Origin of the sequence: Mesorhizobium sp., assembly GCF_017306585.1 — a bacterium.
GTDB lineage: Bacteria > Pseudomonadota > Alphaproteobacteria > Rhizobiales > Rhizobiaceae > Mesorhizobium.
Genome location: NZ_JAFKIC010000138.1, coordinates 21,514 through 43,868, shown reverse-complemented (window position 1 = coordinate 43,868; position 22,355 = coordinate 21,514). Strand labels below are relative to the sequence as shown.

31 protein-coding genes are annotated in these 22,355 nt (G+C 63.2%); 9 read left to right on the top strand and 22 right to left on the bottom strand.

Annotated elements, in window-relative coordinates; all coding sequences use genetic code 11:
* Positions 1-442, top strand: a 442-nt coding sequence (locus J0I79_RS14410; RefSeq protein ID WP_292859524.1) for a WYL domain-containing protein, incomplete at its 5' end; no start/stop codon positions are given.
* A gap of 56 nt (positions 443-498) precedes the next feature.
* On the opposite strand, the gene J0I79_RS14405 is transcribed toward J0I79_RS14410, so the two are convergent.
* From J0I79_RS14405 to J0I79_RS14395, 3 genes are all read right to left on the bottom strand, one after another.
* Positions 499-1,191, bottom strand: a complete 693-nt coding sequence (locus J0I79_RS14405) for a DUF1013 domain-containing protein (protein WP_292859521.1) — start codon at positions 1,189-1,191, stop codon at positions 499-501.
* Positions 1,192-1,333: 142 nt separating this feature from the next.
* Positions 1,334-1,879 carry a hypothetical protein gene (locus J0I79_RS14400; RefSeq protein ID WP_292859530.1) on the bottom strand — a complete coding sequence of 182 codons (546 nt, stop codon included), beginning with the start codon at positions 1,877-1,879 and terminating at the stop codon, positions 1,334-1,336.
* Between the two features lie 119 nt (positions 1,880-1,998).
* Positions 1,999-3,144 carry a YadA-like family protein gene (locus J0I79_RS14395; RefSeq protein WP_292859518.1) on the bottom strand — a complete coding sequence of 382 codons (1,146 nt, stop codon included), beginning with the start codon at positions 3,142-3,144 and terminating at the stop codon, positions 1,999-2,001.
* 399 nt (positions 3,145-3,543) lie between these two features.
* On the opposite strand from J0I79_RS14395, the gene J0I79_RS14390 reads away from it, so the two are divergent.
* Positions 3,544-4,677 (top strand): helix-turn-helix transcriptional regulator, encoded by a 1,134-nt coding sequence (locus J0I79_RS14390; protein ID WP_292859515.1) that lies wholly within the window; start codon positions 3,544-3,546, stop codon positions 4,675-4,677.
* Here the strand turns inward: J0I79_RS14390 and J0I79_RS14385 are convergent.
* The 5 genes from J0I79_RS14385 to J0I79_RS14365 form a co-directional block, all read right to left on the bottom strand.
* Entirely contained in the window at positions 4,674-5,768 is a 1,095-nt protein-coding gene (locus J0I79_RS14385) for a helix-turn-helix transcriptional regulator (protein WP_292859512.1), read from the bottom strand. The genes J0I79_RS14390 and J0I79_RS14385 overlap by 4 nt on opposite strands.
* Positions 5,765-6,484 (bottom strand): hypothetical protein, encoded by a 720-nt coding sequence (locus J0I79_RS14380; protein ID WP_292859509.1) that lies wholly within the window; start codon positions 6,482-6,484, stop codon positions 5,765-5,767. The genes J0I79_RS14385 and J0I79_RS14380 overlap by 4 nt, the downstream gene beginning before the upstream one ends.
* Positions 6,391-6,867, bottom strand: coding sequence for a hypothetical protein (locus J0I79_RS14375; protein WP_292859506.1), 477 nt, complete (start codon positions 6,865-6,867; stop codon positions 6,391-6,393). Before J0I79_RS14375 ends, J0I79_RS14380 begins: the two co-directional genes overlap by 94 nt.
* 288 nt (positions 6,868-7,155) lie before the next feature.
* Complete coding sequence (locus tag J0I79_RS14370) at positions 7,156-7,296, bottom strand: DUF1127 domain-containing protein (protein WP_064987068.1); 141 nt, start codon at positions 7,294-7,296, stop codon at positions 7,156-7,158.
* 293 nt (positions 7,297-7,589) lie between these two features.
* Complete coding sequence (locus J0I79_RS14365) at positions 7,590-8,600, bottom strand: NAD(P)H-quinone oxidoreductase (protein ID WP_292859503.1); 1,011 nt, start codon at positions 8,598-8,600, stop codon at positions 7,590-7,592.
* 119 nt (positions 8,601-8,719) lie between these two features.
* Between J0I79_RS14365 and J0I79_RS14360 the strand changes: the two genes are divergently transcribed.
* The 3 genes from J0I79_RS14360 to J0I79_RS14350 all read left to right on the top strand — a co-directional run bounded on the left by J0I79_RS14360 (position 8,720) and on the right by J0I79_RS14350 (position 10,540).
* On the top strand, positions 8,720-8,914 hold the full coding sequence (locus J0I79_RS14360) for a DUF1192 domain-containing protein (RefSeq protein ID WP_292859500.1): 195 nt from the start codon (positions 8,720-8,722) through the stop codon (positions 8,912-8,914).
* An 83-nt stretch (positions 8,915-8,997) separates the two neighbouring features.
* Positions 8,998-10,245, top strand: a complete 1,248-nt coding sequence (locus tag J0I79_RS14355) for an MFS transporter (RefSeq protein WP_366014441.1) — start codon at positions 8,998-9,000, stop codon at positions 10,243-10,245.
* Positions 10,246-10,276: 31 nt separating this feature from the next.
* Entirely contained in the window at positions 10,277-10,540 is a 264-nt protein-coding gene (locus J0I79_RS14350; RefSeq protein WP_292859493.1) for a metalloregulator ArsR/SmtB family transcription factor, read from the top strand.
* A gap of 31 nt (positions 10,541-10,571) precedes the next feature.
* Here J0I79_RS14350 and J0I79_RS14345 read toward each other — a convergent pair whose 3' ends face one another.
* The 6 genes from J0I79_RS14345 to J0I79_RS14320 form a co-directional block, all read right to left on the bottom strand.
* On the bottom strand, positions 10,572-11,036 hold the full coding sequence (locus tag J0I79_RS14345) for an SRPBCC family protein (RefSeq protein WP_292859490.1): 465 nt from the start codon (positions 11,034-11,036) through the stop codon (positions 10,572-10,574).
* A gap of 18 nt (positions 11,037-11,054) precedes the next feature.
* The gene (locus J0I79_RS14340; RefSeq protein ID WP_292859487.1) at positions 11,055-11,429 is read right to left on the bottom strand and encodes a nuclear transport factor 2 family protein; all 375 of its coding nucleotides are present in this window, start codon (positions 11,427-11,429) and stop codon (positions 11,055-11,057) included.
* A gap of 50 nt (positions 11,430-11,479) precedes the next feature.
* The gene (locus J0I79_RS14335) at positions 11,480-11,953 is read right to left on the bottom strand and encodes an SRPBCC family protein (RefSeq protein ID WP_292859484.1); all 474 of its coding nucleotides are present in this window, start codon (positions 11,951-11,953) and stop codon (positions 11,480-11,482) included.
* Between the two features lie 11 nt (positions 11,954-11,964).
* Complete coding sequence (locus J0I79_RS14330) at positions 11,965-12,300, bottom strand: metalloregulator ArsR/SmtB family transcription factor (RefSeq protein WP_292859480.1); 336 nt, start codon at positions 12,298-12,300, stop codon at positions 11,965-11,967.
* A 5-nt stretch (positions 12,301-12,305) separates the two neighbouring features.
* Complete coding sequence (locus J0I79_RS14325) at positions 12,306-12,962, bottom strand: glutathione S-transferase family protein (protein ID WP_292859477.1); 657 nt, start codon at positions 12,960-12,962, stop codon at positions 12,306-12,308.
* 111 nt (positions 12,963-13,073) lie between these two features.
* Positions 13,074-13,907, bottom strand: coding sequence for an alpha/beta hydrolase (locus J0I79_RS14320; protein WP_292859474.1), 834 nt, complete (start codon positions 13,905-13,907; stop codon positions 13,074-13,076).
* Between the two features lie 90 nt (positions 13,908-13,997).
* Here J0I79_RS14320 and J0I79_RS14315 point away from each other — a divergent pair, with 90 nt between their 5' ends.
* The 3 genes from J0I79_RS14315 to J0I79_RS14305 all read left to right on the top strand — a co-directional run bounded on the left by J0I79_RS14315 (position 13,998) and on the right by J0I79_RS14305 (position 15,563).
* The gene (locus tag J0I79_RS14315) at positions 13,998-14,519 is read left to right on the top strand and encodes a helix-turn-helix domain-containing protein (RefSeq protein ID WP_292859471.1); all 522 of its coding nucleotides are present in this window, start codon (positions 13,998-14,000) and stop codon (positions 14,517-14,519) included.
* A 77-nt stretch (positions 14,520-14,596) separates the two neighbouring features.
* Positions 14,597-14,830 (top strand): hypothetical protein, encoded by a 234-nt coding sequence (locus J0I79_RS14310; protein WP_292859468.1) that lies wholly within the window; start codon positions 14,597-14,599, stop codon positions 14,828-14,830.
* Between the two features lie 301 nt (positions 14,831-15,131).
* Positions 15,132-15,563 carry a heme-binding protein gene (locus J0I79_RS14305; RefSeq protein ID WP_292859465.1) on the top strand — a complete coding sequence of 144 codons (432 nt, stop codon included), beginning with the start codon at positions 15,132-15,134 and terminating at the stop codon, positions 15,561-15,563.
* A gap of 4 nt (positions 15,564-15,567) precedes the next feature.
* Here J0I79_RS14305 and J0I79_RS14300 read toward each other — a convergent pair whose 3' ends face one another.
* From J0I79_RS14300 to J0I79_RS14265, 8 genes are all read right to left on the bottom strand, one after another.
* Entirely contained in the window at positions 15,568-15,969 is a 402-nt protein-coding gene (locus tag J0I79_RS14300; protein ID WP_224567033.1) for a hypothetical protein, read from the bottom strand.
* A 151-nt stretch (positions 15,970-16,120) separates the two neighbouring features.
* The gene (locus tag J0I79_RS14295; protein WP_292859459.1) at positions 16,121-17,074 is read right to left on the bottom strand and encodes an agmatinase; all 954 of its coding nucleotides are present in this window, start codon (positions 17,072-17,074) and stop codon (positions 16,121-16,123) included.
* 31 nt (positions 17,075-17,105) lie between these two features.
* Complete coding sequence (locus J0I79_RS14290; protein ID WP_292859456.1) at positions 17,106-17,780, bottom strand: amino acid ABC transporter permease; 675 nt, start codon at positions 17,778-17,780, stop codon at positions 17,106-17,108.
* On the bottom strand, positions 17,777-18,436 hold the full coding sequence (locus J0I79_RS14285) for an amino acid ABC transporter permease (RefSeq protein ID WP_292859453.1): 660 nt from the start codon (positions 18,434-18,436) through the stop codon (positions 17,777-17,779). The genes J0I79_RS14290 and J0I79_RS14285 overlap by 4 nt, the downstream gene beginning before the upstream one ends.
* A 104-nt stretch (positions 18,437-18,540) precedes the next feature.
* On the bottom strand, positions 18,541-19,398 hold the full coding sequence (locus J0I79_RS14280) for a transporter substrate-binding domain-containing protein (RefSeq protein WP_292859450.1): 858 nt from the start codon (positions 19,396-19,398) through the stop codon (positions 18,541-18,543).
* Between the two features lie 4 nt (positions 19,399-19,402).
* Positions 19,403-19,897, bottom strand: coding sequence for an Lrp/AsnC family transcriptional regulator (locus J0I79_RS14275; RefSeq protein ID WP_292859447.1), 495 nt, complete (start codon positions 19,895-19,897; stop codon positions 19,403-19,405).
* A 358-nt stretch (positions 19,898-20,255) separates the two neighbouring features.
* Positions 20,256-20,438, bottom strand: coding sequence for a 50S ribosomal protein L32 (gene rpmF / locus J0I79_RS14270; RefSeq protein ID WP_008873867.1), 183 nt, complete (start codon positions 20,436-20,438; stop codon positions 20,256-20,258).
* Between the two features lie 140 nt (positions 20,439-20,578).
* Positions 20,579-21,340, bottom strand: a complete 762-nt coding sequence (locus J0I79_RS14265) for a transglycosylase domain-containing protein (protein WP_292859444.1) — start codon at positions 21,338-21,340, stop codon at positions 20,579-20,581.
* A gap of 96 nt (positions 21,341-21,436) precedes the next feature.
* Between J0I79_RS14265 and J0I79_RS14260 the strand changes: the two genes are divergently transcribed.
* A complete protein-coding gene (locus J0I79_RS14260) occupies positions 21,437-22,336 on the top strand; it encodes a polyprenyl synthetase family protein (protein ID WP_292859441.1) in 900 nt (299 codons plus the stop codon).
* Positions 22,337-22,355: the final 19 nt, after the last annotated feature.

The window sequence follows — 22,355 nt, the reverse complement described above, 5'->3', positions numbered from 1 at the left end:
CATGGCACGCGCCGCCGACGAGGCGCTGGTCAAGATCGGCGCCGTGCTGCCCGACACCGAGAAGGACCGCATCGCCCGCACCGAAATCCACACGCCGATGTGGGTGGTCAGCGACGCCGCCCGCGAGGCGATCGACCTCATCGAGCGCGCGGTCGAGAAACGCCAGGTGCTGACAATCGATTATTCCGACGAGGCCGGGCGCGGCACCGCGCGAGACATCAGGCCGCTCGGCCTGTGGTTCTGGGGCAAGGTGTGGACGCTGGTCGCCTGGTGCGAGATGCGCGACGACTTCCGCGCCTTCCGCATCGACCGCATCGCCTCGGTGGTGATCGCCGGCCGCATCTTCAAGCCGGAACGCGGTAAGCAGCTCGCCGACTTCTATCGCGCGGTGGAGCGCAGCGAGGATTACGGCATGGCGCCGGACCGCGCGGCGCGAAACTGAGATCATGAAAAAGCCCGCTCGAAGCGGGCTTTTCTATCCTGCAGACATTGACGATCTTATTCGTCGTCCGCGTCCTCGGTCTTCGACTTGAGCGCCGAAAGCTTGGCGAACACCGCATTGGCGTCGAGTTCGGCATCCTCGTCTTTCGGCTTTTCCGCAGCCGGCACCAGCCGCTCGGTCAAGGCCGCCGGCAGCAGCGTATCGCCGACAGGCTGCGCCTGCTCGCGGCCGCGCGAGGCGCGGTTGACTTCCATATCGAGGTCGATCTGCGAGGCGAGACCCAGCGTCACCGGGTCCATCGGCTGCAGATTGGCCGAGTTCCAGTGCTTGCGCTCGCGGATCTGCTCGATCGTCGACTTGGTGGTGCCGACGAGCCGAGAAATCTGCGCGTCCTTGAGCTCGGGATGGTTGCGCACCAGCCAAAGGATGGCGTTAGGCCGGTCCTGGCGCTTCGACAGAGGCGTGTAGCGCGGACCCTTGCGCTTGGATTCCGGCACGCGAACCTTGGGGTCGGACAGTTTCAGGCGCTGGTTCGGATCCTTCTCGGCGCGCGCGATCTCGTCGCGGGTCAGCTGGCCGGTCATGATCGGGTCCATGCCCTTGATGCCCTGCGCCGATTCGCCGTCGGCGATCGCCTTGACCTCGAGCGGATGCAGCCCGCAGAATTGCGCGATCTGCTCGAAGGAGAGCGCGGTGTTGTCGACCAGCCAGACGGCGGTCGCCTTGGGCATCAGCAGGGTATTGGCCATTTCCAAAAATCCTTCTCGTTCGCCCGCGTTCCCGCGCGGGCGGTGGTTTAGAGCCACCAAAATGGGAAATTCGCGGCCTGTATAACCGTTCCCTCACCGTTTCGCAACGTTTTTGGAGAAAGGCGCCGGTCTGGCGCTGCGCTCAGGGCTTGGCTGGCTTGGCGGCAGGCTTCTGTTGAACGGTGATGGAAGGCGCGTCGGGCGGCGGGGCGGGTGCCGGTGGCTTGGACTGATCGGCGACCGGCGTCTCCGGGGCCTCCGGGCTGCTGGGCTTCAGCTTGACCGAGACACCGAAGATCTTCCACTTGCGGTCCACGGGTTCGAACAGAAGCTCGAAGTTGATCTGCAACGGAGCCGATGGGAAGAAACCAGCCATGTGCAGCATTCCGCTGGGCTCTATCTGCGGCAGCAACGTCAATTGCGGCTCCAGCACGGCAACCGCGCTGAAGTCGAGGTCCTGGTTACGCTGACTTGCGAAGATGTCGCCGAGCCTGGCGGCGCTGTTTGCCTGGAAACTAGGCGAGCCAAGATCGCGCAGCACCGTGTAGTTGCCGGTCTTGTTTGCATGGTCCAGCGCAAGCAGCGTACTTCTTGTCAGGATCAGCACGCCATTGCGATCGAGGTCTGCGGCGCGCGCGGCCTTCTGCCCGATCCGCTTTTCCTTGGCCTGTGCGTTCGCCGGGGGCAGCGGCCCGGCGATCGCCGCCAGCGCTACGACAGCGCCGGCAACGACCGCCCCCCGCCCAAGACAGCTTGCCCGCACGCCGGTCCGCCGTGTGCGTGCGGCCAAAGCTGCCCAAGCCAAGATCAATTGAGGGTCCACGATGCGCCGAGGCTGACGCCGACATCGCCATGATTGGTGGTCGCCGAGATCGCGCCATTGAGGCGGAAATCGAGACTCGGATTGTAGCCCAGGCCTAGCGCGAGCCCGGACTGGCCCTTGAAGTTGCCGAATCCGCCAGCCAGGGACAATTTGCCTGGACGATCGTCATAGCGCAGTCCCGCCGTGGCCAGAGCCAGCGCCGTTCCGGCTCTCGCTTCCGTGCGATTCTCGCTGATGCGGCTGCCGAGATCCTGGAAGCCAGTTTCCAGGGCGCCGACACGCCCGTCGAGCTGCGTAATGTTGTTTGTGTTGGTGGTGACCCGTGTGTCGAGATCCGCGATTTGCGTGGTGTGCACGGCGATCGCATTGGTGTTGCTGGTGATGCGCGTTTCGTGATCGGCAAGCTCGGCCGTATTGGCGTTGATCTGCGTCGTGTGACTGCTGACGGTGGTGTTCAGGTTGGAGATCGCGGTCGTATTCTGCGAGACCTGGGCAGGCAGAGCTTCGAGCGTCGCCGTATCGAATGTCGAGGCCGCGAGGTTGCCGTTGCCATCCGTCGTCATCAGATAGGTCGGACCGCCCTGGGCATCGATGCTGGCCTGCGAGGCCACGCCGGCCAGCGTATAGGTATTGTTGCCATTACCGATCGCCACCTGGTTTTCGCGCGTGGTGCCGACATTGGCTCCGAGTGCCATCGAGCCATCGAAATTGGCCGTCGAGTTGGCGCCGGCAACCGTTGCGTAAGAAGCATTGGCCTTGGCGAATGTGCCGAGCGCGGTTGAACTTTGCGCGCCTATGACCTGTCCGGCTTCGGCTCCATTGCCGACCGCTGTGTGAAACTTGCTGTCCTCGATACCATTGCTGGTATCGCCCGCCCTGGTCTCGGAGCCTAAGGCGACGCTCGATCCGGATGCATGGGCATCGAAGCCAACGGCGACATTGGAGGTATCCGTCGTATCGGGTTCTCCCGACTGGGCAAACTCACCAATCGCCACCGAATGCGGGCTGAAGGTGTCGGAATTGCCGCAGGCAAATGAACTGGGATTGCTGTGGTCGTCACCACCCTCGCAACTGGCGGCGTAAGACGCCGAAGTGCCAAGCCCGATCGCCAGCACCGCTGATACGATCAAGGCCGACCAGACGGGAGCTCGGCCGCCTTTCCATGTGGCAGTCACTACATCGCTGATGGATTTCTCCGAATTTCCAATGCTTGTCATTTCCCCGCCCAGTCCATTTCGATGAAGCCGCAAGGCCGGCGGTGTCAACCGGACCTTGAATACCTGTTCGTGGCGCCGAGACTGCCCATAGGCTGGACATTCGAACAGTCGGCATATGCCGACTACTGTTCCGTTTTCGCGCCGCTATTTTCGGCGCGTGCATGAGTGTTGCCATCGCGTCACATCACTTGGTCGGGACCGAAAGAACGTCGTCGACCATCATCGGACATGGGCTGTGAGTTGACGGCTTGCCTCATTGCGTTGCAGCGCTAGGTTTCAAGCGGACACGGGAATTTCAGCCATCGGGGGACAATGGCCAATATCACCGTCGAGGACGTCTCAGCCATCGTGGGAAACGTCTACGAAGCCGCTTACGACCAGGAGCGATGGCATTTTGTCGTAACGGCGTTGCGGGAGGCGATGGGAGGGTCGCGTTGCTGCATAGCTCGCATTGGCCCGCTTGCGGGTGGCTCCATATCGACGGTCGACGATCCGGAGCTTAACGAACCACCCGCCACGGAAATGTATCTGCGTGACCCTATTGGATCGCAGGCAGTCGTCCTGCCGATCGGCCGGATTCATGACTATGCGCGTATAATGGGCGAAGCCGCCTGGCATGCCAGCGAGGTCTGGCAGGATTTGTTTCGCCCTCGCGACATGCATCACGGACTGGTCTGCAACCTGTTCTCGTCGGGGGAGGCCTATTGGATGATCGATGTCCATCGGAGCGCCTGGCAGGACCCGTTTCCCTCCGACCAGATAGACTTTTTCCAGAAGCTCGCGCCGCATCTGCTGCGCGCCGGAGACATCAGTCGAAAGCTGGAAAATGTCTCGGCCCTGGCTTCAGCGTTCTCGCATCTGCCTTTCGGCATGTTCATGGTCAACGGCAATTGCCGCGTGCTGCAGATGAACAATGCGGCTGAGGCGATGCTGGCCATGTCAGGTAGTCCATTCCAATTGAAAGACCGGGAAATCGTCCTGTCGCACGCGCAGGACACGGTTTCCCTGCAAAGGCTGGTCGTTGATGCCTGTTCGTCGCGCGATGGCATCATGCCGGGAACGGGAGGCGCTATGCTCGTGCCTTCCGACAACAAGGTATCGGACCGCCCCCGCCTCGTCCTCTCTGTCGCGCCTTACGTGGACACGCAGGCCTATGGGCTGAAGGGGGAGCGACGTGCGGTCATCATCGCCAACGAAGTCACGCCTCGCGCTCATGAGGGCCTTGACGCACATGTCCGCCACCTCTTCGATCTGACTCCGGCCGAGGCCCGTTTGGCCGCCAGCCTGGTCTCGGGACGCTCCCTCAAGGAAATCGCGGCCACTACCGGTATTACCGTAAAGACCGGGCGCACCTATCTCGAACGCGTTTTTGCAAAGACCGCGACGCGTCAGCAAAGCGAGCTCGTCGCCTTGCTCAAGAACACCGAGCCCTTGCGGCGCCGCTAGGGCGTTGGAACGCGATCCGCTCCTTTGAGAAGCGCAACGAGTTGGCTTTGCTGGCGTGTCCCGGTCTTGGCGAAAATCCGCTCCAGATAGGTGCGTGCGGTCTTGATGGTGATCTTGGAACCTGCCGCGGCGTCTTTCAGGGCAACGCCTTGCGAAAGGGTGGAAGCCAGCCGAGCCTCGGCCGGAGTCAGATCGAACAGTCCGGTCAGCAAGGTAGGCGACGGAACCATCGAACTTGCACTGAGCGCTGTCGCGGCAATCAAAATATCGCCTCCGCCGAAGATATCGTGAGCGGAGCGCTGCAGAGGCAGCAGATGAATGATGAGCGGCGGCCTGTCGTCCCGCGCCTGGAGCGGAATAGACCGGACCGAAGCGTCCACGCGACGGCGCATCGCTTCCACAGCCCGCTGAAACAACCCATTCGCCTCGGCATCGCCGATTGAGATTGTCCCATGCGCGGCAGGACGGAAAACAGCCGGCATGGCTTCCAGAAGCGTGTTGACGGCAAGCGCCCGGCCCGTGGAGGTAAGAACAGCGGCGGGCAACCCCATTTTTTCCATCGCCGAAACGGTTCCCCGGGCGCGCTCCAGCCCAAGCCTTGTCGCCACCAGGCCGGCGCGGGCGAGGTGGGGTCGTAGCCCGTTCAGACGCGCCATCTCGTCGCCGGATGGGCGATCATTGTGCTGCCAGCGCTCGGTCGAAAAGAGCGCCATCTCGCCCGTCGGCATGAAGACGAACGAGCCGACCTGCCCGCCTATGCCCAACGGCCTAGTGCGATCGAGGCGAAGATGATTGCTTTCCAGCGCCTCCGCGGGAAAGTAGTCGGCGTCGTAGATGAAGGCTGCGGGCGGCGTCATGGAAAACAGGAGTTGCACCTCCTCGCTCCTTTGCCAGCCGTCGGCGGCGTCGAAAGCTTCCAGCACCGGCGCGATCAAATCGGTCGCGACGAATTTCGGCGGCCCACGGTCGCTGAACAGGACAAGCGAAGCGGCCGCCGAGTTGGAAACCTGCGTCAGTTGCTCCAAAACATCCGGCCAGAGTTCCGGCACGAACGCAGCCTCATAGACACGATCGGCCAGTTCGATGCTCATTGAGACCCGCGCTTTGCCATCTGAGGCAGTTCCGCGCTTTTGAGCAGCGCGACAAGCTGGCTTTGCTGACGCGTCCCGGTCTTGGCGAATATCCGCTCGAGATAGCTTCTGCCGGTCTTCACGGTGATGTTGGAGCTCGCGGTCGCTTCCGTCAGCGTCCGTCCCTGCGAAAGGGCCGAGGCCAGTCGCGCCTCCGCGGGCGTCAGATCGAACAGCCCGGCAAGCAATGTCGGCGAGGGTACCATCGAACTGGCGTTGACCGCCGTTGCCGCGACCAGAATATCGGCGCCGGAGAAAATCTCATGCGCGGCGCGGCGCAAAGGCAGAAGGTGCAGGATCAGCGGCTGCCGGTCGGCCGTTGCCGGAACAGGAATCGAGCGAACCGACGGCTCGGCCTCGCCCCGCGCTGCAACGATCGCCTCCTGGAACAGCTGGTTGGCATTTGGCTCGGCGATTGCCAGACCGCCAAAGGCAACGGGCAGGAAAACGGATGACATCGCTTCAAACAGAGGATTGGCCGTGAGCACGCGCCCACTCAATGAAAGCACAGCGGCTGGAAGACCAATGGCCGTCATGGCCGCCACCGTTCCCCTGGCGCGCTCGACGCCGAGCCTGGCTGCGATCAGGCTGGCTCGCGCCATGGTCGGACGCAAGGCGTCGAGCACGTCGAAGCTGCCGCGGTCGTAGCGGCCTTCGCCAAGCGCTCGCTGGAACACAAAGATCGCCAGTTCGCCGCTCGGCATCGGGATGGCGGGCAGGTGTGCGCGCCAATGCCGAGCGCGCGCAGGCGAACCCTGACAGGGTCGTTTTCGATTTCCTCGGCAGTCAGGAAGCTTTCGACATCCACGAAGCTTGCCGGCTGCACCGCGCACATGCGCGAAACCGCTGTCGAGAACTGCAGCGTATCGCCCAGAAGAAATTCGCTCAGCAGGTCCTGTAGCAGCGGCACCGTCCTGCCGCGTACGGGCTGGCCGTCCGCGAAAAGAAACACTGCTCCGCCGACCGAGGTGGAGGCCGCATTTATGTCTCCCAGTGCCGCCGGCCATAGGTCCGGCACAAAAGCAGCCTCGTAGATCTTATCGATAAGATCATCGAACATCGGGCGTGAGCCTTCTTCAGCGCTGTATGCTGCCGGCCTGACCACCACGCCCTCACGCGGTAACCGGTCTCCGCTACCAAGATGCCATTCTGAAAACGAAGGTCAAGTCTGCCCGATACCCTGTTTCGGCAAGCGCGTTATTTCAGCGTTGTTAGGATCGCCCCTTCTGACCCCAAAAAGACAAAACCCGCTGGACGGTGTCCAGCGGGCTCGGAACCGGAGACGGCATGCGTCTGCGACAGCTCTACTTCCCTGAATGAACCGGCCCGAAGGCCGGATCGTCCCGAGTTAGATCGCCTGACGGGCGATCCGCTCGATGTCGGCGCGGTTGATGCCGAGGTCGCTGAGCTGACGAGCGTTGAGACGGTTCAGTTCACGCACGGTCTCGTTGTACATGCGCCAGTTACGGAAAGCGCGGATCGGGTTCATGATAGTCCTCCTGATGGGGTGTTCGTTTCGATGATGCTCAAATAGTCATCATCGACCCCGACTTGAACGGCCGATTTTGCATAGCAATGATGCAAATGCTGCATTGCACCATTAAGCTTCTGTTCATCTCGTAAGCAGCGACACCCACGCCGGGACGCGTCGAGATTCAGGTCAGGCCGAGCCGAGAATGATGGGTTCCGAGAACCGGAGCGGAGCGTACTTAAAGTACGTGAGCACCGGAAGCGCAGGAAGCCACCATTCGCAGGCCGGCCTCACCTGAATATCGACGCGTCCTAGCCGACGTCGAGCACGATCTTGCCGATATGCTCGCCCTCCTCCATCCGTTCATGCGCCCGCCAGGCATCGGTGAGCGGGTAGATCATGTCCATGACCGGAGCGACCTTGCGGGTGCCGAGCAGTGGCCACACCTGCGCCTCCAGCGCCGCCGCGATCGCCGCCTTGAACTCGACCGTGCGCGGCCTCAGCGTCGATCCGGTATGGGTGAGCCGCTTGACCATGATCTTGGAGAAATCGGCGCTCGCCACGGCACCTCCCTGCACGGCGATCTGGACGATGCGGCCCTCGACGGCGGCGGCCTCGTAATTGCGCTGGACATAGTCGCCGCCGACCATGTCGAGGATCACATTGGCGCCCTTGCCATCAGTCGCCTCCTTCACCGCAGTGACGAAATCCTGCTCACGATAGTTGATCGCGCGGTCCGCTCCGAGCTTCAGGCAGGCGTCGCACTTTTCCTTGCTGCCGGCGGTGGTGATGACATAGGCCCCGAAGGCCGAGGCAAGCTGGATCGCCGTCGTGCCTATGCCGGACGAGCCGCCATGGACGAGCAGCGTTTCGCCCTTCTTCAGCCCGCCGCGCTCGAACACATTGTGCCAGACGGTGAAGTAGTTTTCCGGCACCGCCGCTGCTTCGGTGTGGGTGAAACCGGCCGGCAGCGGCAGCACCGAGCCGGCATGAACCTTGACATATTCGGCATAGGCGCCGCCGGGGGTGAGCGCGCAGACCCGGTCGCCGATGCGCCAGCGCGATATCCCGTCGCCAAGGGCGGCCACTTCGCCGGACGCCTCGAGGCCCGGCAGGTCCGAGGCGCCGGGCGGCGGCGGATAGGCGCCCTTGCGCTGCTGGACATCAGGCCGGTTGACGCCGGCGGCGTGCACCTTGATCAGGATCTCGCCCGGGCCGGGCAAGGGAACATCGCGTGTTTCCGGTTTCAGCACCCGGGGGCCACCGGGTTCCGAGATCGCGATCGCCGTCATCCGTTCCGGAATTTTCTGTCCGCTCGCCATGAGATTTCCTGTCTTCTTCGCCGCGCCATATCGGCTGTTTGCATCGACGCCCCTGCCCTATGTATGCTGATTGCCAAATCAGGCAAATGGCCAATCCGGTGACGCAGGGAGGAGCGACGATGGCGATCTTCGACGACGAACCCAGGAAAAAGCCGCGCCCGCATGAAATCGGGCAGGATCTGTCGCTACTTTCCGCGGATGAACTGTCCGAACGCATCGGCATCCTGCGCGAGGAGATCGAGCGGCTGGAAGCGGAGCTCAAGGCAAAGAGCTCCACCAAGTCGGCCGCCGAAGCGCTGTTCCGCCGCGGATAATTCCCGGCCGGCCTGCCGCCGAAAAGCCCGAATGCGACTGTCTTCAGACCTTGCGTCCCTCTCGATTTCAGCCGGATCAAAAAATGCTCGCAGCCTACCGACCGATCCTCTCGCTGCTTCGCGGCACTGCTTTTCTTCTGGCGGCGTCTGGATTGCACGGGCTGCTGTTGCCGTTGCGCGGCCAGGTCGAGGGCTTCTCGACCGCCTCGCTCGGCCTGATGGGCACGGCCTGGGCCGGCGGCTTCGTCACCGGCTGCTTCTTCGCGCCTCGCCTTGTGCGCCGCGCGGGGCATGTGCGCGCCTTCGGCGCTTTCGCCGCATCGGGCGCCATCGTGGCGCTGCTGACGGGCCTCATCATCGATGAATATGTCTGGATCCTGCTGCGCGCCTTCACCGGTTTCACCATGGCCGGCGCCTTCATGGTCATCGAGAGCTGGCTGAACGAGAAGGCCACCAACGAGAATCGCGGCACGGTGTTCGGCCTCTATATGATGGTGACCTACGCCTCGATCATGGGCGGCCAGATGATCGTCGCCGGCGGCGACGTGAAGTCGGCGTCACTGTTCATGATCACCGGCATCCTGTTCTGCCTGTCGCTGATCCCGACCGCTGTTTCGACCGCCTCGCATCCCAAGCCGCTGCAGGACGTCAAGCTCGACGTCAAGGGCCTCTACGCCAACTCGCCTGTCTCGGCGATCGCCTGCCTCTTGATCGGCATCGCCAACGGCGCCTGGGGCACGCTCGGCGCGGTCTATGGCGCCCGTATCGGCATTTCCACGGCCGAGATCGCCCTGATGATGAGCCTGGTGGTGGTGGCCGGCGCCGCCATGCAGCTTCCGGCCGGGCGCCTGTCCGACAAGACCGACCGCCGCTTCGTGCTGGCGGGCGCGGCCTTTGGTGCCGCGCTGTTCGCTATTCTGATTTTTCTGTTCGAACCGCGCTCGGGCGTTTTCGTCATCGTCTTCACCGCCGCTTACGGCGCCTTCGCCTACACGCTCTATTCGATCGCCGTGGCGCATGCCAACGACCACGCGCGCGCCGAGGACTTCGTCAAGGTTTCCGGCGGCCTGCTGCTGCTCTATGGCTTTGGCACCATGATCGGGCCGCTACTGGCCGCCGCCCTGATGGGCTGGATGCGGCCGGAGGGCCTGTTCCTGGCCACCGCCTTCGCCCATCTCAGTCTGGCCGGCTACACGCTGCTGCGCATCAGCCGCCGCGCGCCGGTGCCGATCGGAGATCGCGACGCCTTCAAGACCCAGCCGGCGGACCGCTCGGTGACGCCGGAAGCATTGCGGCTCGATCCAAGAAGAAAAGCAGAAGCAAACAGTTGAGAATCGAAAAACTTTGCCTCACAAGTGAGGCATGATGTTTTCCGACGCCTTCATGGCGATCGCCGATCCAAATCGGCGCCATCTTCTGGAAGAACTTCGACGCGGTCCGAAGACCGTCAACGAGTTGGCCGCCGGCCTGCCGGTCTCACGCCCGGCCGTATCACAGCATTTGAAAGTGTTGCTGGACGCCGGCCTGGTCAATGCGAAGGCGGAGGGAACCCGGCGCGTCTACACGGTAAGCAACGCCGGCTTCCTCAAACTCAACATCTGGCTCGATCAATTCTGGGACGCCTGACCATTTCTGGCGGCGACCCGACGAGCCTCATTCAACTATTCGAAGCCAGAAAGGCGCCGAGCAGATCGAGCAGCACCCCGGTTCCGTGCTCGCGCGTCTCCGATGTGTCATGGCCGTCGAGGAAAGCGCCCTGCTCGGTCAGCGCCAGCCGTGTCCCCGTGCCCTCGGCGAAAAGTTCGATCGTGGCCAACGACACCGATATGCGGGTCGCGCCGAAAAGCATGTCGTAGCTGTAGACGATGCGCTGGTCCTGCACGATGTCCTGATAGGTGGCGGTGTAGACGTGGATCGGACCGTCCTTGGGACCGCCGGCATTGACCTCCTTGCCGCCGATGCGGAAGTCCATCTCATGACGATTGGGCCTGGGATTGTCGGGATCGGCGAACCAGCGCCGCTTGGCGTCCGGATTGCTGAGCGCGAAGAAGACCTTCGACGGCGCCGCCGGGTAGAGACGCTCGATCACGAAGGTGGAATGGACGACGGAACGTTCGGTCATGGATTGCTTCCTCGCTGGTCAGTTCGATTTGTTCTGGGGAATGAAGACGCCGGCCCGGTAGGTGGCGCCGAAATAGACTTCGACGCTGCGCAGCCTGTCGCCTTGAAACCGGTGCAGTTCGGTGTTGCGGAACGTCCTGCCGTCCACGGTCTCGCAGTTGTAGAGGACAAAGGCGCCGTCGCCATCCTCGCCGATCCTTTCGATCGTCATCGAGCGGAAGAGCTTGCTGTTGGGCCAGCAACGATCGAAATAGGCCGCTCGATCGATGGCATCGTCATAGGGGCTGGTGAAGGTGAAGTCGTCGCTCAGGGCTGTTTCCATGGCCGCGCGATCCCCGGCCTGGAAGGCAGCGAAGTAACCCCGAACAAAGTCGGATCTGCTCTTGCCGGACATGATGAGTGCTCCTTTGGTTTCAGGCTGGGGTGCTTTCAAGGCTTGCCGCCTCAACCATCGGCGGTCTCGGCCATGAATTCGGCAGCGAGATTGTCCAAGGCCGCGTCGAAGCCGGCCTGGCTGCCGGCGATCATGTCCTTGCCGCCGAAAGCGGCGATCTGGTCTGTCAGCACCAGCCGCGTCGACGTGCCCAGCGCCTGAAGTTCGACCGTGATCAGCGACACGGAGAGCCGGTTCCAGCCCTCGCAAACCAGCTCCGTCGAGACGATGCGCTGATCCGGCTCGATGTCGACGTAGCGGGTCTCGACGCGATAGATCAGTTTGCCGCGCGGCCCGCAGCGGCTGATGTCCAGACCGCCGACGCGGAAGTCGGTCTTGTCGTAGACGAGCTCGACATTTTTCGACGGCGTCCCCCAGCGGGCGCGTGCCTTTGGGTCGGCGAGCGCCTGGAAGACCCGTGCCGGCGAGGCGTCGTAGACGCGCTCCAGCACGATCGTCGCATGGCTTACGGATGGTTCGGTCATCATGGCCTCCTTCAGGTCTCGTCCTTGGTTTCCACCAGGAAATCGCCGAGCCGGTCGAGCCGGCGTTCCCAGGAGAGGCGCCGCTCGTTGATCCAGTGCTCGGCCGCCCGCAGCGCCTTGGGCTCGATCTGGCAGGTGCGCACCCGCCCGACCTTCTGCGTGCGCACCAGGCCGCTCGCCTCCAGCAGGTTCAGGTGCTGGACAACGGCCGACAGCGACATCGCCAGCGGTTCGGCCAGCTGGCTGACGGAAGCCGGGCCGCGCGACAGCCGGTCGACCATCTGGCGCCGCGCCGGATCGGCGAGCGCCTGGAACATCAGGTCGAGCTGGGCGGGATCGTGCAGCATCGCGATCAGCCGTTGTTGTAGGGGAAGAACTTGAAGTAGGGCTGGGCCTCCTCGATCACCCTGGCGAAGGCGGGACGCTGCAACAGGCGGTCGTGATAGCGCTTGACGGCGGGATAGCTGTCGCCGAACGGTTCGACCTTGTTGGCGTAGAAGAGCGCGGGAGACGCCGCGCAGTCGGCCATGGTGAAGGTATCCCCCACCGCCCACTCCCTCGACTGCATCTCCTGCTCGATGATGGCGTAGGAATTTCGCAACTGGCCGCGCGCCTGCTCGACACCGAACGGATCGGTCTTGTCCTGTGGCCGCAACCGGTCGGCGACGATCTTCTGCATCGGTTCCTGGACGTAGAAATCATAGAAGCGGTCGGCCTGGCGGACCGCCAGCGCCCGGTCGATATCGGCGGGTACGAGTTCCAGCGCCCCTGGATAGTGAGCGGCCAGATATTCGATGACGATGGTCGATTCCAGGATCGTGCGGCCGCGCGCGTCGTCGCGCAGCGCCGGCATCTTGCCGGTCGGCGAAATCTTCAGGAAGGCCGCGCGCGATTGCTCGTCGCCGAGATCGACGATGACGGGCGCAAAGGGCGTGGCGTTCTCATAGAGCGCGATCAGCGGCTTCCAGCAGAAAGAAGCCAGGGGATGGAAATAAAGGGTCAGGGACATTTTCTCTCATCCTGCATGTGGACCGTCAGTGGCCGGAGACGACAAACACTGAAGCATTTACTTAACTATTGCGACGGAACCTGGCCGTCAAGGCCGGCCTCCCGAAGAGGCTCAGTGGGACCGGATGTGGGCAAGCATGGCGGCGACGATTTCCGGCCAGTCCTGCCTGTGCAGTTCGTGGCCGCCGCCTTCGATCCGAAGAAGTTTCGCGCCGGGCGCCGCGTCGGCCAGGGCTTCGCCATGTTCGATCGGGAAGATCGGATCCGCCGTGCCATGGATGACCAGCAACGGCGCCTTCATCTCATCCAGCCGGCCCTTCCGCTCATCACCGCCTTCGAGCATGAAATGATTGGTCGCGCTCAGGAACCCGCCTGAACGGTCATAATCCTGCTCGATGAAGGCTCGCATCCGGGCCTCGTCGAACGGATGCGCGACGCTGGCGATCGCCCTGGCATCCCTGACCACGAAGTCGATCGCCTGGCCGCAGTCCGACCAGTCGACGTCGGCACCGCCGGCGGAGTGCTCGATATAGGCAGCGCTCATCTTCGGCAGATGCGAGGTGTCCATGCCAACAGGCGAGCTGCTGATCACGGTCAGCGACGCGACCCGGGCGGGGTGCTTGAGCGCCACGAGCTGCGCGATCATGCCACCCATCGACATGCCGGCGACATGCGCCCTGTCGATGTCGTGCCTGTCGAGCACGCCAATCGCGTCGTCTGCCATGTCGTCGAATGTGTAGGGCGGCTTTCCCGGCGGATACTTGGTTGAATGACCGGTGTCGCGATTGTCGTAACGGATCACGAACAGGCCCGCATCGGCAAGGGCCCGGCAAAGCTTCTCCGGCCACCAGAGCATGGATGCCATGGCCCCCATGATCAGCAGCACTGCCGGATTTCCAGGATCGCCGAATGTCTCGGACACGATTGTGGGTTGTGCTGATGTCATTCTGGGTCTCCTAAACTGATTGCATTTTGAAATCAGTTGCACGCTACCCAAACTGATACGATAATGCAACTGGTTTTGTGGAGACATGGAATGAGCCTCGATCGCCGCTCTGGTTGCCCGATCAATCTGTCGCTGGAGGTGTTTGGCGACCGCTGGAGCCTGATTATCCTTCGCGACATGATTTTCGGCGGCAGGCGCCATTTTCGCGAACTGCTCAACGGATCGATGGAAGGCATTGCCTCCAACATCCTCGCCGACCGGCTGAAGCGGCTGATGGAATTGGGCATGCTGACCAAGGCCGACGACCCCAGCCACAAGCAGAAGGCGATCTACAGCCTGACGGAGATGGCCATCACCTTGGTGCCGATCCTGGCCCATCTCGGTGCCTGGGGCCGCGTCTGGCTGCCGACGACCGAGGAACTCTCGATCCGCGCCGAGCTCCTTGAAAAGGGCGGCCCGCCAATGTGGGACAAGTTCATGGACGAGTTGCGCCATGATCATCTGGGCACGCCGCTCGACCCCGCGTCTGGCCCTTCGGTGCGCGAGACCCTGCAGGCCGCCTATGAAGCGGTGGTCGCCGGCAAGGCTCTCCGCGCCAGCCCGGCCGCGTGAGCAACTATTTTCCCCGTTGAGCGGCTGGCTCTGCTACAACAGGCGGAAAATCAGATCTGACGGGATTGGATAGGCTCTTGGTCGAGAACTCTAGGGATACTGCCCGCGCGCGCGCCGATCTGCGCTTCAAGAAGCAGGAAGAGGCCGCAACTGTCCGTCAGAAAGCGATGGCGGAATATGCCGCCGAGAGCGACGCCCGCAAGGCCAAGACCGACAAGCTGCGGGCGCTACGGCTTGCCAAGGAAGCCGAAGACCTCGCCAACGCAGCGGCCGCGCCTGCCACGAAGCCGGCCCGCGCCAAGAAGAAGTAACGCCTGCCCTCTAATGCATGTCGCCCAGAAGTGTGCAGCGGTTCTGGAACAACGACATGCATCAAAACAAAGCCTTAAAGCGCGTCGCCCGAATCCGTTTCAGCGTGACGCGATTTAGGCAACCTCGGTCCCTGCCCCGCCATAAGGCTGTCGGCCGCATTTCGGTGCGGCGCATCCGACGGTGCTGTCCCCACAGGCGCCGCCTCTCATCCCTCCGCCCGCGAGAAGCAGTTTCAACCGGAACCGGGATTGCTTCGTCCGGCGGGCCGCCGAAGACTGACCTACCAAACAGGAGAACGCCATGACCGCACTGCCGCTCGAAAAAGCCAAGGTGATCATCGATGCCGCCTTCGCCAAAGGCGCCGACCTCAAGCTCAAGCCGCTCGGCGTCTCGGTTCTGGATGCCGGCGGACATCTGGTAGCCTTCCAGCGCCAGGACGGCGCCTCGTTCCTGCGCCCGCAAATGTCTGATGGCAAGGCCTATTGCGCGCTGGCCATCGGCATGGGCTCGCGCAAGGTCGAGGCCTTCGCCAGGGAACGTCCGCACCTGGTTGCCGGCATCTCCGACGTTTCGGGCGGACGCGTGCTGCCGGTGGTCGGCGGCGTGCTGATCCGCGACAAGGCGGGGCAAATCATCGGCGCCGTCGGCATTTCCGGCGACACGTCGGACAATGACGAGGCAGCAGCAATCGCCGGCATCGAGGCCGCCGGCTTCACCGCCGATCCGGGCTGAGACCTCAGTTGAAGTTGATGTCGCGGCTGGCCGAGCGCATCGATACGGCGAAGCCGGCAAGCACATCGAACAGCGCGATGATCATCAGCGTGAAGAAGATGGAGTGCGCCGCGCCCTTGACCAGCAGGAACTCGACCAGAAAAGCGACGAAGACCAGCGTCGACAGCAGATGATCCATGATCGACGCGGTCGTGGTGCGTGCCGACTTCACCATTTCGAGGAACAGGAAGATCAGCCCGATCAGCACCATCAGGTCGCCGAGTGTCATCGAAAACACACCGCCCGACATCATGCGGAACGAGAAGACTTCACTCGCCCACGGATCGTCGCCGCCGCCGAATATTCCAAGCAGGCCGAGATTGTAGAGCACGAAGGGCACGATCAGGAGCGGGACGGCACCAAACATCTGGCGTCTCCATTTGGGGGCATCTTCTGTACAATGCCCCACAGGCGCGCCGTCAAGATTTTTCGTGCAAAGCCGCGAACACGGTCGAAGACCGCATGCAATAAATCCTGTCGGCCGGCTGCCCGGCCGACAGGAAGCAAGCGACAAGGACTCAGCGCTTGAAGTAACCGGCGCGCACCGCGGCGCCGATGACGTTGAGGATGATGTGGCCTGCCGTCATCGAGGTGATCTCGTTGACATCGCGCGCCGGCGCGATCTCGACGATGTCCATGCCGACAAGCTTGCCCTTGCCGATAAGGCCCTGGATGAGCTCGATCGTCTGGCGGTAGCTGATGCCGCCCGGCTGCGGCCCCTCGACCGCCGGCATGACGGCCGGATCCAGCCCGTCGGCGTCGATGGTGAGATAGTAGCGGCCGCCATCGGGGATGCGTTTCAACAGCGCCGCCGTGCCGATATCCTGCCATTCATTGGTGGTGATGATGTTGGCGCCATAGGCGCGGGCCGCCTCCACCTCCTCGGTGCGCGCGCTGCCCTGGCCACGAACGCCGACCTGGAAGATATCCTTGATATGCGCCATCTCCGAAGCCCGGCGGATGGTGCTTGAATAGCCTTCTTTGACGCCGTTGACATTGTCGCGCCAGTCGAGATGGGCGTCGAGCTGCACCAGTGTGATCGGGCCTTCGCCGTCGAGCGCACGGAAGATCGGAATCGGAATGCCGTGGTCGCCGCCGATGGTGATCGGCAGCGCGCCGGCGGCGCGAATCTTGCGGATCGCCTGCTCGGCGCGCTTGTAGTGGCCGACATGATCGGCCGCGTTGCCGGGCACGTCGCCGACATCGACCACCTTGATGTCCTGGCCGGCGAAGACCGGCCCGCCAATGTCGAAATCATAGCGGTCCAGCGCCTGGCTGATGCGCTTGGACGCGCGCCGCACCGCGGTTGGCGCATTGGTCTGGTCGTTGATCAGCTCGTCGATCGTATAGGGGTCGCCATACGGCATGCCGATGATCGCGACATCTGCCTTCAGCGTGTCGAGATCCTCGACCAGGGGGAAGTTCATGAATGTCTGGAAGACATCGCGCGGCGCGGTGGTGAGTTTGGACATTGGGTTTCCTCTCATGTTGAAGGCTTTTGGATCAGGCGCCCCGGCGGGCCGCGAGATGGGGCTGCAGCCTGTGCTCCAGGCTGCGCGAGATCGCCGCGACAAGGGCGGTCAGCCCCCAGTACAGCAATGCGATGGCGGTGAAGATCTCCACCGGCGAGAAGGTGCGGCCGATGATGTTCTGGGCCATGTAGGTGAGTTCGGGGACGGTGATCGCCGACAGGATCGCCGATTCCTTGATCAGCGTGATGGTGAGGTTGGTGGCCGCCGGCAGGATGTAGCCCAGCACCTGCGGCACCAGTATCTTGCGGAAGATGGTGAGGTAGCGCAGCCCCAGCGCGTAGCCGGCCTCGACCTGTCCATATGAGATCGACTGGATCGCGCCCCGGATGATCTCGGCGGAATAGGCGCTGGCATAGGCCGACAGCGCGCCGATCGAAACAACCACCGGCGACAGCCGGATGCCGAACATCGGCAAGGCATAGAACAGCAGGAAGATCTGGATCAGGAATGGAATGTTGCGGAAGAGCTCCACATAGGCCGAGACGATCGCGGCCGGCACTCGCCCGCCCCGCAGCCGCACCAGCGCCAGCACGACGCCGAGCGCGAAGCCGAGCGGCAGCGACACCGCGCACATCAGCACCGTGTTGCCGAAGCCCCTGGCCAGGATCTGCCAGTTGTCCGTGATGACCGCGAAGTCGAAGCTCATGCCCGCGCCCCTCCCGCCTTGCGCTCCAGATGCCGGGTCAGAAGGCTGCAGGAGAACAGCACGATGAAGTAGAGCACCGCCGCGACGCAGAACGCTTCGACCGGCCGATAGGTGACGTTCATGATGTTCTGTGCGGTGTGGGTGAGTTCAGCCACGGCGATCACCGACAGGATCGACGAGGCCTTCACCAGCATGGTGAACTCGTTGACCATGGGCGGGATGATGGAGCGCATGAGCTGCGGCATGATGATCTTGAACCAGGTGACGACCGGTTTGAGCCCGAGCGCCTTGGCCGCCTCGTACTGGCCGGAGGGAATGCGCGTAAGCCCCGCGCGCAGGATCTCGGCGACGAAGGCCGCGCTGTTGAAGGAGAGTGCCAGAACGCCCGCCAGAAGCGGCGGCAGGTCGATGCCGACCAGGCCCGGCAGCACGTAGTAGACGACGAAGATCTGCACGATCAGCGGCGTGCCGCGGATGAAGCTTGTGTAGAGCGCGCCGATCCAGCGGACCACGCGCCATCGCGACCGGCCGCAGGCGAGCAGGCCGAAGCCGATCAACGTCCCGACCAGGAAGCCCAGGGCCGAGACCCCAAGCGTGATGGCCGCGCCCGTCAGAAATTGCGGCAGGAAAGTCAGCGTCTTTGAAAAATGGAACATTTTTCAACCCGAGCGAAGAGACATCGTCTGGCATCGGCGCGAGCGATAGCAGTGGGCAGCGCATCGCCCGCCCCGCGCCAGACATGATCAGGGAATGAAACGGCTCAGAGCGCACCGGGCGGGAGATAGCCCTGGTCCGGCGTCTTCATCTCGAAGCCGAACCATTTGAGCTGCAGCTCCTTCAGCTTGCCGCTGTCCTTCATCTCGCCGATCTTGGCGTTGATGAATTCGCGCAGGTCCTTGTCCTCCGGCCGCACGACCCAGGAGAGATAGGAGAACTCCCCGATCGAGCCGACGACCTTGTAGGTATCGGGAACGTTCTTCATCAGCACCGCCGCCGAGGGTGAAGCGATGACGATGGCATCGACCTGGCCGGAAGCGAGCGCGACATGCGTCTCGGGGAAGGACGTGAACAGCTTCAGCTCGCCGACGCCCTTGCCGCCCTTGTCCTTGAGCTCCTTGTCATAGGCCTCGATGATCGGCTGCACGGAGGACGCAAGCTGCGTTGCCACCACCATGCCGTTGATGTCTTCCGGCTTCTTGATGCGCTCCTCGTCGGCGCGCACCACGATGACATTCTCGAAGGAACCCGTCGGCCGCGTATAGGCATATTTCGCCGCCCGCTCCGGATTGATGCCGGTCGACGTCGCCATCAGGTCGAACTTCTTGGCCAGCAAGCCAGGCAGCAGTCCCTGGAACGGCAGGTTGAGCTGGTCGAGCTTCACGCCGAGCTGGCTGACCACATAGTCCAGAATGTCCTTGTTGTAGCCGACGATCTGGCCGTCGCGCACGAACTCGAACGGCTCGAACGCGGCTTCGGTGCCGACGACGATCGTGCCGCGCTGCTTGATCTGGTCGACCAGCCCGTCGGCATGCCCGGCCGAGACCAGTGAGAGGAAGAGCGGCGCGGCGGCAAGCACGGACAGGACGCGGCGACGCGATGCGGAAAAGAATCTACCCATTGTTTTACCCTCTTTTTTCTTCTGTTTTGCTGCGCTGGTAGGCCCGGCCGGAGTGCTTGAACACGCGGCCGATCATGTAGCTCTCGGAATCCTTGATCCCGGGAACACTGGCCAGTTCGCCGACCAGGAAGTCGTGCAGGCTGGTCGTCGATGGCAAGGTGAGCTGGATGATGATGTCGAACGGTCCGGTCATGGCGTAGACGCTGTCGACGAACGAGTATTCGGAAAGTTTGCGCGCGACGCTGATGATGTGCTCGCGGTCGACATCGAGCCCGACAATGGCGGCGATGCCGACATCGCTGCGCAGCGGCCGCACCACGGCCTGGATCGAGATATCCGGATCCTCGAGCACGCGCGCCATCTTGCGCCGCACTGTCGCCTCGGTGACGCCGATGCGCTTGGCGATATCGACGCTCGACATCCTCCCGTCGACCTTGAGCTGGGAAAGCACCGCCTGCTCGGTATCGTCCAGATCACTGGTGCTGACGAAATCCCACATGCAACTCCCCTTTGGTGTCGATTTCCGACTATTATTTTGAAAATTGCATAAGAAACCGTCTCTGACAATGCCATACCAGCCGAAAAGCATCGCACGCCGGGGATGCGCTTATGCAGCCCGGAGATGCGCGGTTCTGTTCTGGGAGAGAGTTCGGTGGCTGATGCCGGGCGGCGATGGGCCACACGACAGGCGGTCACCATGCTTTGGGGGTGCGCCGAAGCCGCGATACGGGAGATCAAGCCGGAAGATGCCGGCGATGCGGCCCAAGCCGGGAGCGGCGGTCGATCAATGCCGCCAAACGCAAAAAGACCGGCCAGGGGCCGGTCTTTTGTAACTCAGTCCTTCAGAAAAGCTGGTTTCAGCCTTCCTTGGGGGTCAGCACCTGGCGGCCGCGATACATGCCGGTCTTCAGGTCGATGTGATGCGGGCGGCGCATTTCGCCGGAATTCTTGTCCTCGACATAGGTCGGGGCCTTGAGGGCGTCGGCCGAGCGGCGCATGCCGCGCTTGGACGGAGAGGTTTTGCGTTTCGGAACGGCCATGGATATGCTCCACTACATGGTCAAAAGCCCCGCCCGCCCTCGTGAAAGGGCCATGTCGGGGCCTAAATCTGAGAAAGTCGGGTGCCTATACACGCCTGATGCCGTTTTGGCCAGCACTACGGCGAATTTTTTTATGCCGGCTAGTCGAGACAGCCGACATAGGCGCCCGACCGACCCGCTCGCCGCTCGATCAGATTGGCAAGCCTTCGCAGGCCCGGCCCGGGTTTTGCCGGATTGCGGGCGATGGGATTGGGCAGCGTCACGGCGAGAAGTGCTGCCTGCCGTCTGTTCAGCTGTTTTGCCGAAATGCCGAAATGATGCTGCGCGGCGGCCTCGATGCCGTAGATGCCCGGCCCCCATTCGGCGATGTTGAGATAGATTTCCATGATGCGCCGTTTCGACATCACCGCGTCGAAATAGACGGCCAGCGGCAGTTCGACGACCTTGCGCACCGTGCCCAGCGGCCGCGACCACAGGAAAAGGTTCTTCACCGTCTGCATTGTGATGGTCGAGGCGCCGCGCGTCGCCTCGCCGGCCAGCGCATCGTCCACCACGCCCTTGAGTTCGCCGAGATCGACGCCGCGATGGAAGCAGAACTGCCCGTCCTCCGACATGATGACGGAATGAGCCAGCACCGGCGCGACATCGTCGATCGACACCCAGCGCCGGTCGTAGCCGGAGAAGGTCGCGAGATCCTTCAGCATCAGCGTCGACACCGGATGCACGAAGGATGGCAGGTAAAGAAAGGTCAGCACGGCGGGGATGAGCGCCAGCACGACAGCCACGACGATGCCGCGCCGGACCCAGCGCCTGAGACCGCGGCGGCTCACGCCCCGCGATCCTGTCGCCATGTCCAGCTTTTCGGTCTCATGATCGACGATCGGTTCCGCCAAGCCGCCCAACCCGTGCTTCTCCTTGCTCCGGCATAATGGCGCTTGCCTTCTTGCGCAACGTCTGAGTGTCGGCTACCGCTCCCCGCCATGGCGAATGACGATGAAATGACGTTCGAAATGGCACTCATCCGGCGGGCAGCCGCCGTCGAGGTGCAACTGCGGCGGCTGCTCGACGATCGCCCGCTCTCAGGCGAGATCGCCCGGCCGGATCGCCTTATGGCGGCGATGCGCCATGGCGTGCTGAACGGCGGCAAGCGCCTGCGTCCCTTCCTGGTCATGGAAAGTGCCGCCCTGTTTTCCGCCGATGGCGAGGCGGCGCTGCGCGTCGCGGCCGCCCTTGAATGCGTGCACTGCTATTCGCTGATCCATGACGACCTGCCGGCCATGGACGATGACGACCTGCGCCGCGGCCAGCCGACCGTGCACAAGGCCTTTGACGACGCGACCGCCATCCTGGCCGGCGACGCTTTGTTGACGCTGGCCTTCGATATCATTGCCGGCGAGGCAACCGCGTTGCCGGCCGAGCGGCGCGCGGCCCTTGTGGTTGCGCTGGCCCGCGCCGCCGGTGCCGGCGGCATGGTCGGCGGCCAGATGCTCGACCTTGAAGCCGAGCGCATCCCGCCGGGCGAGGCTGACATCATCAGGCTTCAGGCAATGAAGACCGGCGCATTGATCCGCTTCGCCTGCGAAGCGGGCGCCATCATCGCCGGCGCGCCGGCCGAAGACCGCGAGCGGCTGGCCGAATTCGGCTCCGCGATCGGCCTTGCGTTCCAGCTTGCCGACGACCTGCTTGACCTCACGGCGGACGCCAAGCAGATGGGTAAGGCGACCGGCAAGGACGCCGCCGCCGGCAAGGGAACGCTGGTGGCGCTGCACGGCGCGAATTGGGCGCGCAATCAGCTTAACGGTCTCGTCGTCCAGGCACATGCGCTACTCGAACTCTATGGCGCGAGGTCGGAGCTTCTGAAGCGAGCCGCCACCTTCGTCGCGACGCGCAACAACTGACGGCTGGCTCCCGGTTCCG

Coding starts and splice junctions, on each gene's coding strand:
- J0I79_RS14405 (WP_292859521.1), bottom strand. CDS start 1,191: ATGGCCAATACCCTGCTGATGCCCAAGGCGACCGCCGTCTGGCTGGTC.
- J0I79_RS14390 (WP_292859515.1), top strand. CDS start 3,544: ATGGCCAATATCACCGTCGAGGACGTCTCAGCCATCGTGGGAAACGTC.
- J0I79_RS14385 (WP_292859512.1), bottom strand. CDS start 5,768: ATGAGCATCGAACTGGCCGATCGTGTCTATGAGGCTGCGTTCGTGCCG.
- J0I79_RS14375 (WP_292859506.1), bottom strand. CDS start 6,867: ATGTTCGATGATCTTATCGATAAGATCTACGAGGCTGCTTTTGTGCCG.
- J0I79_RS14370 (WP_064987068.1), bottom strand. CDS start 7,296: ATGAACCCGATCCGCGCTTTCCGTAACTGGCGCATGTACAACGAGACC.
- J0I79_RS14365 (WP_292859503.1), bottom strand. CDS start 8,600: ATGGCGAGCGGACAGAAAATTCCGGAACGGATGACGGCGATCGCGATC.
- J0I79_RS14360 (WP_292859500.1), top strand. CDS start 8,720: ATGGCGATCTTCGACGACGAACCCAGGAAAAAGCCGCGCCCGCATGAA.
- J0I79_RS14355 (WP_366014441.1), top strand. CDS start 8,998: ATGCTCGCAGCCTACCGACCGATCCTCTCGCTGCTTCGCGGCACTGCT.
- J0I79_RS14350 (WP_292859493.1), top strand. CDS start 10,277: ATGATGTTTTCCGACGCCTTCATGGCGATCGCCGATCCAAATCGGCGC.
- J0I79_RS14345 (WP_292859490.1), bottom strand. CDS start 11,036: ATGACCGAACGTTCCGTCGTCCATTCCACCTTCGTGATCGAGCGTCTC.
- J0I79_RS14340 (WP_292859487.1), bottom strand. CDS start 11,429: ATGTCCGGCAAGAGCAGATCCGACTTTGTTCGGGGTTACTTCGCTGCC.
- J0I79_RS14335 (WP_292859484.1), bottom strand. CDS start 11,953: ATGACCGAACCATCCGTAAGCCATGCGACGATCGTGCTGGAGCGCGTC.
- J0I79_RS14330 (WP_292859480.1), bottom strand. CDS start 12,300: ATGCTGCACGATCCCGCCCAGCTCGACCTGATGTTCCAGGCGCTCGCC.
- J0I79_RS14325 (WP_292859477.1), bottom strand. CDS start 12,962: ATGTCCCTGACCCTTTATTTCCATCCCCTGGCTTCTTTCTGCTGGAAG.
- J0I79_RS14320 (WP_292859474.1), bottom strand. CDS start 13,907: ATGACATCAGCACAACCCACAATCGTGTCCGAGACATTCGGCGATCCT.
- J0I79_RS14315 (WP_292859471.1), top strand. CDS start 13,998: ATGAGCCTCGATCGCCGCTCTGGTTGCCCGATCAATCTGTCGCTGGAG.
- J0I79_RS14305 (WP_292859465.1), top strand. CDS start 15,132: ATGACCGCACTGCCGCTCGAAAAAGCCAAGGTGATCATCGATGCCGCC.
- J0I79_RS14300 (WP_224567033.1), bottom strand. CDS start 15,969: ATGTTTGGTGCCGTCCCGCTCCTGATCGTGCCCTTCGTGCTCTACAAT.
- J0I79_RS14295 (WP_292859459.1), bottom strand. CDS start 17,074: ATGTCCAAACTCACCACCGCGCCGCGCGATGTCTTCCAGACATTCATG.
- J0I79_RS14290 (WP_292859456.1), bottom strand. CDS start 17,780: ATGAGCTTCGACTTCGCGGTCATCACGGACAACTGGCAGATCCTGGCC.
- J0I79_RS14285 (WP_292859453.1), bottom strand. CDS start 18,436: ATGTTCCATTTTTCAAAGACGCTGACTTTCCTGCCGCAATTTCTGACG.
- J0I79_RS14280 (WP_292859450.1), bottom strand. CDS start 19,398: ATGGGTAGATTCTTTTCCGCATCGCGTCGCCGCGTCCTGTCCGTGCTT.
- J0I79_RS14275 (WP_292859447.1), bottom strand. CDS start 19,897: ATGTGGGATTTCGTCAGCACCAGTGATCTGGACGATACCGAGCAGGCG.
- rpmF (WP_008873867.1), bottom strand. CDS start 20,438: ATGGCCGTTCCGAAACGCAAAACCTCTCCGTCCAAGCGCGGCATGCGC.
- J0I79_RS14260 (WP_292859441.1), top strand. CDS start 21,437: ATGACGTTCGAAATGGCACTCATCCGGCGGGCAGCCGCCGTCGAGGTG.